This window comes from Candidatus Protofrankia californiensis, assembly GCF_900634765.1.
Taxonomy (GTDB): domain Bacteria; phylum Actinomycetota; class Actinomycetes; order Frankiales; family Frankiaceae; genus Protofrankia; species Protofrankia californiensis.
Map to the genome: position 1 here is coordinate 10,065 of NZ_CAAAFT010000410.1, position 9,542 is coordinate 19,606.

Below are 9,542 nucleotides of genomic sequence, written 5' to 3' on the forward strand. Positions count from 1 at the left end.
CGGCGAGGCTTGCACCGGCAAGCACCTGCCACGACGCACGACCGGCCGCCATCAGCTCGCGCGAGAGACCGGGGTCCAGCCGCAGCAGCGCGGCCGCGTCGCCACCGGCGAGCGCCGCCGCCACCGCGCCGTCGTGGGCGGCTGCGCGGCTGTCGAATCCGCCGGGCGCACCGACCGTCCGCCGCGCGCTGCTGTCGCCCATCACCAGCAGGGCGACCCGATCCGCCGAGCGGGCAAGCTCGACGCCGATCCGCGCAGCATCCGCCGCGGTGGTCGTCGCGCTCACACCGAAGCCGGTGACCGCCCCTTCCCACGAGGTCTGCCCGAGCAGCCAGGCTCCGACCGTCAGCGACAGCGGCAGGGTCGGCCGGTTCGGGGCCGGGACTGGTACGCAGGAGCCCGCGGCGCGTCCCAGCGTGACCGACAGCGGCACGCCGTAACCGGCCAGCGTCCCGGACTCGCCAGCGGCACAGGGCTGGGTCCATGGCGCGTCACCGACGACGACGACCAGGTCCGGGGCACCCGCCGCGAGCCGGCGCACAGCCTGGATCGCCGGTTCCCGTACCGCGACGGGTTCACCACCGGCAATCTCGGGGACGAGCAACGGTGGATGCGGACAGACCGCCGCCGCGACCAGCGTCACCGTCGGAGTGTCGGCATACCGAGATCGGTCGACCGTCGACCCTGCTCAGGGCCCGCGAGGGCACCCTGAGCGGCCTCCCACCACAGGTCACCGGCCCGGGTCCGCCGGTGGGCCAGCAGCGGACCGTCCGCAACGAGGTGGTGGGGCGCACCCCGCGTGACCATCGCCTGTACCACGTCACCTGGACGGATCAGGGCGGCCGACGGTGCACCGAGATGGACCAACCGGCCGTCACGGGCGCGACCGGAACGCCGCCCGGTGGCGGCGTCCTTGCGCCCCTCCCCCTCGACGACGAGGACTTCCACCCGCTGGCCGACAAGCGCGCGGTTGCCCTCCCAGGAGATCTCCTCCTGGACGGCCGCGAGCCGCTCGTAACGGTCCCGTACGACGACCGGGTCGACCTGACCGTCCATCGTGGCAGCCGGTGTTCCCTCCCGCGGGGAGTACTGGAAGGTGAAGGCGCCGGCGAACCGCGCCTCGCGCACCACGTGCAGGGTGTCGACGAAGTCGGCCTCCGTCTCGCCCGGGAAGCCCACGATGATGTCGGTGGTGATGGCGGCGTGCGGCATCACGGTCCGGACCCGCTCGAGGATTCCCAGGAAGCGCTCCTGCCGATAGGAGCGGCGCATCCGTCGCAGTACGACGTCCGACCCCGACTGCAGCGGCATGTGCAGCTGCGGGCAGACGTTCGGGGTCGCCGCCATGGCCTCGATCACGTCGTCGGTGAAGTCCCGCGGATGCGGTGAGGTGAACCGCACCCGCTCCAGCCCGTCGATCGTCCCGCAGGCACGCAGCAGCTTTGCGAACGCCCCGGGATCACCCAGTGACCGGCCGTAGGAATTCACGTTCTGACCGAGCAGGGTGATCTCGAGGACGCCCTCGTCGACCAGTGCCTCGACCTCGGCCAGCACATCCCCGGGACGCCGATCGGTCTCCTTGCCCCGCAGACTCGGCACGATGCAGAAGGTGCACGTGTTGTCACAGCCGACGCTGATACTCACCCACGCCGAATGGTGCGTCGAGCGGCGGGAGGGAAGCGCGCTGGGGAAGACCTCCAGCGCCTCGACGATCTCGACCTCGGCCGCCGCGTTGTGCCGCGCGCGCTCGAGCAGTGCGGGCAGCCGGTGCAGGTTGTGGGTACCGAACACGACATCCACCCAGGGAGCCCGCTCGGTGATCGTTCCGCGGTCCTTCTGCGCGAGGCAACCGCCGACCGCGATCTGCATACCCGGGTGGTGTTTCTTCGCCGGATACATCTGACCAAGATTGCCGTAGAGCCGGTTGTCGGCGTTCTCGCGCACGGCGCAGGTATTGAACACCACCACGTCCGGAGTGACATCAGCGGCTGCGGGCACGTAGCCAGCGGCCTCCAGCATGCCGGCGATCCGCTCGGAGTCGTGGACGTTCATCTGACATCCGAATGTCCGGACCTGGTAACTGCGGGGACTCACGCAGCCAGCCTACGGCGCAGGCGCAACCAGACGACGACTCCCACCATCTGACGATCATTCTAGCGTGCGGTCTCGACGGCGCGGGTCTCCCGAACCACCGTGACACGGATCTGACCGGGATAGGTCAGCTCGTCCTCGATCTGCTTGGCGACATCACGGGCCAGCATGTGCGCAGCGATGTCGTCCACCTCGTCCGGCACGACCATTACCCGGACCTCACGGCCGGCCTGCATCGCGAAGACCTTTTCGACACCCGGACGTTCAGCGGCGATCTGCTCGATGCGTTCGAGCCGCTTGACGTAGGACTCCAGGCTCTCCCGACGGGCACCCGGTCGTCCACCGGAGATCTGGTCGGCGGCCTGGGTGAGAACCGCCCCGATCGAACGCGGCTCGACCTCGTTGTGATGCGCCTCGATGGCATGGACGACCTCCTCGTCCTCGCCGTAACGGCGGGCAATCTCGGCGCCGATGAGAGCATGACTGCCCTCCACCTCGTGGGTCAGCGCCTTACCGAGGTCGTGGAGCAGGGTTCCCCGCTTGGCCAGTGCTGGTGGAAGTCGTAGCTCGGCAGCCATGATCCCCGCCAGGTGAGCGGACTCGACGAGGTGCGCCAGGACGTTCTGGCCGTAGCTGGTCCGGTACCGCAGCCGCCCGAGGATGGCGATCAGCTCGGGATGCATTTCCGCGACACCGGTCTGCACGAGCGCGTCCTCACCGGCCCGCAGACAGCGCGCCTCGACCTCACGCCTGGCCCGGTCGTGCTCCTCTTCGATGCGGTGCGGATGGATCCGCCCGTCTCTGACCAGGGCCTCCAGCGTGATCTTACCGATTTCGCGGCGCACCGGATCGAAGCAGCTGAGCAGAACCGCTTCGGGCGTGTCGTCAATGATGACGTTCACACCGGTGACCGACTCGAACGACCGGATGTTGCGCCCCTCACGGCCGATGATGCGGCCCTTCATCTCGTCGCTGGGCAGGTGCAGGACGGAAACGACCGACTCCGTGGTCGCCTCCGAGGCAACCCGTTGGATGGCGAGTGTAACGATCTTCCTGGCTCGCTCCTCACCCCGTTCACGGGCCTGCGCCTCGATGTCGCGGACCAGCACGGCCGCATCCCGGCGGGCGTCGGCCTCGACAACCTTGACGAGCTCGGCACGCGCCTGGGCGGCGGTGAGCCGGGCGGCGTTCTCCAGCGTCCTGCGACGTTCTTCCTCCAGGTCGACGACCTCCGCGCGCCGCCTGGCAAGTTCGGCCTCCCGGGCCGCGAGGTCGTGGTCCCTGGCCTCGATCTGACGTGCCTGTTCGTCAACGGCGGTAGCCCGGACCTCCAGACGCTGTTCGCGCTGGACGAGGCGGGCATCCCGCTCGTGAAGCTCCGCCCGCAGCACCCGCACCTCCTCCTCGGCCTGCGTCCGGAAGGTTTCGGCCGACTTCCGACCGGCCTCACGTGCCTGCGCCTCGACGAGGGAGCCACGCAACGCCGACTCCGCCTCTGCCCGCTCCCGTACCGCTCGCGCGCTCTCCTCCGCGCGGCGGAGAAGTTCCGCGGCCTCCCGCTCCGCCTGCTCGCGAAGCTCGGCAGCCTGCCTGATGATCTCAGCGGCTTCGGATTGCGCCGTTTGGAGATCGGCGCTGGGAAGCGCGGTGCGCTGACCGTCGGGAGGCTCGGTCGCTTTTACGTCGGGGTCGGCGTCGGTGTCTGCCTCGGTACGGGATCGGGAGACCCCCAGGGCCCCCGAACCCAGGACGCGAACGAGAAGCACCGTAATTACCACCAAGCCCATGAGCATGCAGGCAGCGAGCACGGCAAGGAGAACGCTCATCGGTCCTCCTCCCTCTGCCGACATTGACCCGCGATCAACGGGCCGGAACGGCGAGGGACCCACGAAACGGGCTGTTCCGGAACTATAATGCGTGTCGCTGCCGACAAACGATTGAGCCCAGGCGGATGCAGCGGCGTCCACAGACGCCGCGATCCGGGCCAGCCACCCTCGTGTGAAGTTGTTTCACGCTATCGGAACCGCGTCATCGCGGGAGCCCTCTCACCTTTGGTGAGAGTAGGTCTGCGGCTCGTGGACGGTCAAGAAAAGCTAGTCAAGCGAACCATCTGTAAGCTCTTCGGTGACCACCCGCACAACAAGATCATGATGGTAGCCGCGACGGTCGAGCAACGCGGTGAGGCGTCGGGCACGTACCTGGTTCGACAGCCGATCCATCGCCGGCATACGGCGTCGCACCAACTCCCGCGCGGCGGCCTCCTCGTCATAGGTGTCCAGGGTATCCAGGTCGGCGAGCGCCACGGACGCAACCTCCACATCGACCCCGCGGCGACGCAACTCATGAACAAGACCACGTCGCCCCAGGCTGCGGTTCGCCCGCGCGGAAGAGATCAGCGCGGTGGCAAACGCCTTGTCGTCGACAAGACCCACCTCGATCAGACGGGCCAGCACCGCCTCCGCCGTATCGGGATCCACCCCGCGCCGCCCCAGGGTGGTAGCCAGTTCCGCATGGCTTCGCGGGCGGGTCTCAAGCTGGCGCAGGCAGATCTCCCGCGCCCTGGCAGTCGGGTCCGCAGCCTCTTTCCGACCATGATCTGATGGCATCACGCCGATCAACACCTTTCCACCGACCAGGGAGCGACTCGGAGATCAAAGATCAGCTCGAAGATCGACCGGCGGCGGGGATGCTGGATCCAGGTCAATCGTCGGCACCAGGCCGAGCTTTTCCTTGATTCGCTTTTCGATCTCATTGGCGATGTCGGGGTTGTCACGCATGAAGGAGCGCGCGTTCTCCTTGCCCTGACCCAGCTGATCACCGTCGTAGGTATACCAGGCCCCCGACTTGCGGATGATACCGTGCTCGACCCCCATATCGATCAGAGAGCCTTCCCGGCTGATACCACCCCCGTAGACGATGTCGAACTCCGCCGTACGGAATGGGGGAGCCATCTTGTTCTTCACAACCTTCACGCGGGTACGGTTACCCACGGCATCCGCACCGTCCTTCAGGGTCTCGATACGACGGACGTCCAGCCGCACGGACGCGTAGAACTTGAGTGCCTTTCCGCCCGTGGTCGTCTCGGGCGAACCGAACATGACACCGACCTTCTCGCGGAGCTGGTTGATGAAGATGGCGGTGGTGCCCGAGTGTGACAGTGCGCCGGTGAGCTTGCGCAGCGCCTGGGACATCAGCCTGGCCTGCAGGCCGACGTGGCTGTCACCCATCTCGCCTTCGATCTCGGCCCTGGGCACGAGAGCCGCCACCGAGTCGATGACGATGACGTCGATCGCCCCGGAGCGGATGAGCATGTCCGCGATCTCCAGCGCCTGTTCACCGGTGTCGGGCTGGGAGACCAGCAGCGCATCGGTATTGACCCCGAGCTTGGCTGCGTAGTCGGGGTCGAGCGCGTGCTCGGCATCGATGAAGGCCGCGATCCCACCGGCTGCCTGGGCGTTCGCGACCGCGTGCAACGCGACGGTCGTCTTCCCGGACGACTCCGGGCCGTAGATCTCCACGACGCGCCCGCGTGGAAGCCCGCCGATGCCCAGCGCCACGTCCAAGGCTATGGAACCGGTTGGGATGACCTGGACCGGTGGGCGGGTGTCGTCACCGAGCCGCATCACCGAGCCCTTGCCGAACTGCTTGTCGATCTGTGCGAGGGCGTTCTCCAACGCCTTCTCGCGGTCGAGTCCTGCCATGGGAGTCGCTCCAGGCTGAGGTCGTCGAGTCTTGGCCACGATGGCGACGGTAGGGGGCGGGTCCGACAATTTCGAGCGCCGGGTAGTGCCTGTGGACAACTGGACGGTCGGAGGAGACACGATCATGGCCTTTCTCGCACCACCGGGGAACCTCGGTACTCGACATCCACAGTAGGCGAACACGCGTTCGACCACATGGTCGACACGCCGGAGGCTCCAGCGGCTTTTCAGGACCCGTCCCGGATCTCAGCACTCCCGGATCTTCAGCGTTCGCGCGCGGGCAGGTCGAACTCCTCGCACACGGCCCGCCAGACGTCCTTGACGTCGTCACCGCGGGTGAGGGCCTCGTCGACCGTGGCCCCGCCGAGCCCGGCGACAACATGGTCGCGGGCAACCGACTCCGCATACCCGGAGCCGAACTGCTTGTTCATTCGCGCCCAGAATTCGGTCAGTCGCACAGCTGCAAGTCTGCCTTTCCCGGGAGGCAGACTCGAAGGCATGCCCGTCCCGTCCCTCCTCGCGCTGTTCTCAGCCCCCACCCGGGCCTGGTTCGAAAGCGTGTTCCCCGCGCCCACTCCCGCGCAGGCAGGCGCGTGGAAGGCGATCGGCCACGGGGACAACGTCCTGGTCGTCGCCCCGACCGGCTCGGGCAAGACACTCGCCGCCTTTCTGTGGTCACTGGACCGGATCGCCCGCACCGACCCACCGGCGGAACCCTCCCGGCGCTGCCGCGTGCTCTACGTCAGCCCGCTCAAGGCGCTGGCCGTGGACGTCGAACGCAACCTGCGAGCCCCGCTCGCGGGGATCCAGGCTGCCGCGGCGCGCCTCGGCCGGCCCAAACCCGACGTGCGGGTGGGCATCCGGTCCGGTGACACTCCTGCTGCCGAGAGGCGGGCGTTCGGGCGTCTCCCACCAGATGTACTCATCACCACGCCCGAGTCGCTGTTCCTGATCCTGACCAGCCGGGCACGCGAGGCGCTGCGTGGGGTGGAGACGGTCATCGTGGACGAGGTGCACGCCGTGGCCGGTACCAAACGCGGCGCTCACCTTGCCCTGAGCTTGGAACGTCTCGACGCGCTGTTGGACAGACCGGCACAGCGGGTGGGTCTGTCGGCGACCGTGCGCCCGACCGAGGAGGTCGCGCGCTTCCTCGGGGGTGCCCGCGAGGTCACGGTGGTCCACCCGCCGACCGGAAAGACCCTGCGAATCGACGTGGTCGTACCGGTGGCGGACATGACCCGCCTCACCGAGACCGAGACCGGCACCGGCACCGGCACCGGCACGGAACCGACGGCGTCGATCTGGCCGGCCGTGGAGGAACGGATCCTCGACCTCGTCCTCGCGCACCGCTCGACCATCGTGTTCGCCAACTCGCGGCGGCTCGCCGAACGGTTGTGCGCCCGGCTGAACGAGGCGTACGCCAACCGCTTCCAGAACATGCCGCCCGAGCAGCGCATGCCGGCCGAGCTGATGGGCAACGCCGGGGTCGGGCGGCCCGCCGACGCGATGGAGGTGGCCCGGGCGCATCACGGCAGCGTCAGCCGGCAGCAGCGGGCGCTCATCGAGGACGATCTCAAGGCCGGCCGGCTGCCCGCGGTCGTGGCCACGTCGAGCCTGGAACTCGGCATCGACATGGGGGCCGTCGACCTCGTCGTCCAGGTCGAGTCACCGCCGAGCGTGGCCGCCGGCATGCAGCGGGTGGGACGAGCCGGGCACCAGGTCGGGGCCGCCAGCCGGGGGGTGATCCTGCCCAAGCACCGCGGCGATCTGCTGCCGTGCGCCGTCGTCGCCGAACGGATGCGCGACGGCGGGATCGAGGAACTTCGGTATCCGCGTAACCCACTGGACGTGCTCGCCCAGCAGATCGTGGCGATGGTCGCGATGGACCCCTGGCAGGTCGACGACATCGCCGCGCTGGTCCGCCGGGCAGCTCCGTTTGCGACGCTGCCACCCTCCGCCCTGGATGCGGTACTGGACATGCTCTCCGGCCGGTACCCCAGCGACGACTTCGCCGAGCTGCGCCCCCGCGTCGTCTGGGACCGGGCCACCGGCACGCTCACCGGCCGGCCCGGCGCCGGACGGCTGGCGGTCACCAGCGGCGGCACCATCCCCGACCGCGGCCTGTTCGGCGTCTTCCTGGTGGGCGAGAAGGCAAGCCGGGTCGGCGAGCTGGACGAGGAGATGGTGTACGAGTCCCGGGTCGGTGACGTCGTCCTGCTCGGATCGTCCAGCTGGCGGATCGAGGAGATCACCCCCGACCGGGTGCTGGTGACCCCGGCGCCGGGCCGGCCGGGCCGACTGCCGTTCTGGCACGGTGACGCACCCGGGCGTCCGGCCGAACTCGGTCGCGAGATCGGCACCTTCACCCGTGAACTGGCCCGCCTGGGCACCGAGGGCGCACGGGAACGCCTCCGGGCAGCCGGGTTCGACGAGTGGGCCGCCGACAACCTGCTCTCCTATCTCGCCGAACAGCGGGAGGCCACCGGTCGTCTCCCGGACGACCGGACGATCGTCGTCGAGCGTTTCCGGGACGAGCTCGGTGACTGGCGGCTGGCGGTCCACTCACCCTTCGGCGCCCCCGTGACCGCGCCATGGGCGCTGGCCATCGGCGCACGGCTACGCGATCGCTACGGCGTCGAGGTGCAGATCATGCACTCCGACGACGGCGTCGTCGCGCGGATACCCGACGCCGACCTCGCCCCCACCGCCGACGTGGCCGTGTTCGACCCCGACGAGATCAACGCGCTCGTGCGGGCCGAGATCGGTGCCAGCGCGCTGTTCGCAAGCCGGTTCCGGGAGTGCGCGGGCCGGTCGCTGCTGCTGCCACGACGCACTCCCGGCCGCCGGACACCGCTGTGGCAGCAACGGCAGCGCAGCGCCCACCTGCTGGAGGTGGCGGCGCGCTTCAACGACTTCCCGATGGTGCTGGAAACCATGCGGGAATGCCTGCAGGACGTTTTCGACGTCCCCGCGCTGGTCGGGCTGATGCGTGACGTGGCGTCGCGCAATCTGCGCGTCGTGGAGGTGGAGACCACCGCGGCGTCGCCGTTCGCCCGCTCGATGCTGTTCGGCTACGTGGCGGCGTTCATGTACGCCGGGGACACCCCGCTGGCCGAGCGCCGAGCCCAGGTACTCGCACTGGACAGCTCCCTGCTCGCCCAGCTGCTGGGCCAGGCCGACCTGCGGGAACTGATCGACACGAACGTGCTCGCGCAGATAGAGGCCGAGCTGCAGCGCCTGGCGCCCTACCGGCATGCGCGCGACGTCGAAGGGGTCGCCGACCTGCTGCGCGTGGTCGGCGACCTCAGCACGCCGGAGGCACTGGCCCGGGGCGCGACCCCGGCCTGGCTCGCCGAACTCACCGACACCCACCGTGCGCTGCGAGTCCGCATCGCCGGTGAGGAACGCTGGGTCGCGATCGAGGACGCCGGACGGCTGCGTGACGCCCTGGGCATCCCGGTACCGGTCGGTGTGCCCACGACCTTCACCGAAGCAGTCCGCGACCCACTGGGTGACCTGCTGTCCCGCTACGCGCGCACGCACGGCCCGTTCGACACCGAGGCGATCGCCCGCCGGTTCGGGTTGGGTGTCGGCGTGGTGACCGCGGGCCTGGAACGGATGCTCGCCACCGGCCGGCTCGTCCGCGGCGAGCTGCGCCCGGGTGGCACCGGCGAGCAGTGGTGTGACGACACGGTGTTGCGCACGCTGCGCCGGCGCAGCCTCGCGGCTTCCCGCCGGGACGTCGAACCC

Annotated in this window: 7 protein-coding genes; 1 reads left to right on the forward strand and 6 read right to left on the reverse strand. The window is 69.3% G+C overall.

The genetic code is table 11. The annotated features are described in order from the left end of the window. The 6 genes from DD1DGNOD_RS21085 to DD1DGNOD_RS21110 form a co-directional block, all read right to left on the reverse strand. A partial coding sequence (locus tag DD1DGNOD_RS21085) for a hypothetical protein (protein ID WP_241255882.1) occupies window positions 1-643 on the reverse strand: 643 nt, incomplete at its 3' end. Continuing rightward, complete coding sequence (gene miaB / locus DD1DGNOD_RS21090) at window positions 640-2,052, reverse strand: tRNA (N6-isopentenyl adenosine(37)-C2)-methylthiotransferase MiaB (protein WP_241251742.1); 1,413 nt, start codon at window positions 2,050-2,052, stop codon at window positions 640-642. The genes miaB and DD1DGNOD_RS21085, both read right to left, overlap by 4 nt. Before the next feature lie 101 nt (window positions 2,053-2,153). Next, window positions 2,154-3,917 (reverse strand): ribonuclease Y, encoded by a 1,764-nt coding sequence (gene rny / locus DD1DGNOD_RS21095; RefSeq protein WP_131770898.1) that lies wholly within the window; start codon window positions 3,915-3,917, stop codon window positions 2,154-2,156. Between the two features lie 267 nt (window positions 3,918-4,184). Further along, window positions 4,185-4,697, reverse strand: a complete 513-nt coding sequence (locus DD1DGNOD_RS21100; RefSeq protein ID WP_131768251.1) for a regulatory protein RecX — start codon at window positions 4,695-4,697, stop codon at window positions 4,185-4,187. 45 nt (window positions 4,698-4,742) lie between these two features. Then, entirely contained in the window at window positions 4,743-5,792 is a 1,050-nt protein-coding gene (gene recA, locus DD1DGNOD_RS21105) for a recombinase RecA (protein ID WP_131768248.1), read from the reverse strand. Window positions 5,793-6,055: 263 nt separating this feature from the next. Then, window positions 6,056-6,250 (reverse strand): DUF3046 domain-containing protein, encoded by a 195-nt coding sequence (locus tag DD1DGNOD_RS21110; protein WP_131768250.1) that lies wholly within the window; start codon window positions 6,248-6,250, stop codon window positions 6,056-6,058. A 40-nt stretch (window positions 6,251-6,290) separates the two neighbouring features. On the opposite strand from DD1DGNOD_RS21110, the gene DD1DGNOD_RS21115 reads away from it, so the two are divergent. After that, window positions 6,291-9,542: DEAD/DEAH box helicase (locus DD1DGNOD_RS21115; protein WP_131770899.1), on the forward strand; the 3,252-nt coding region annotated here is incomplete at its 3' end.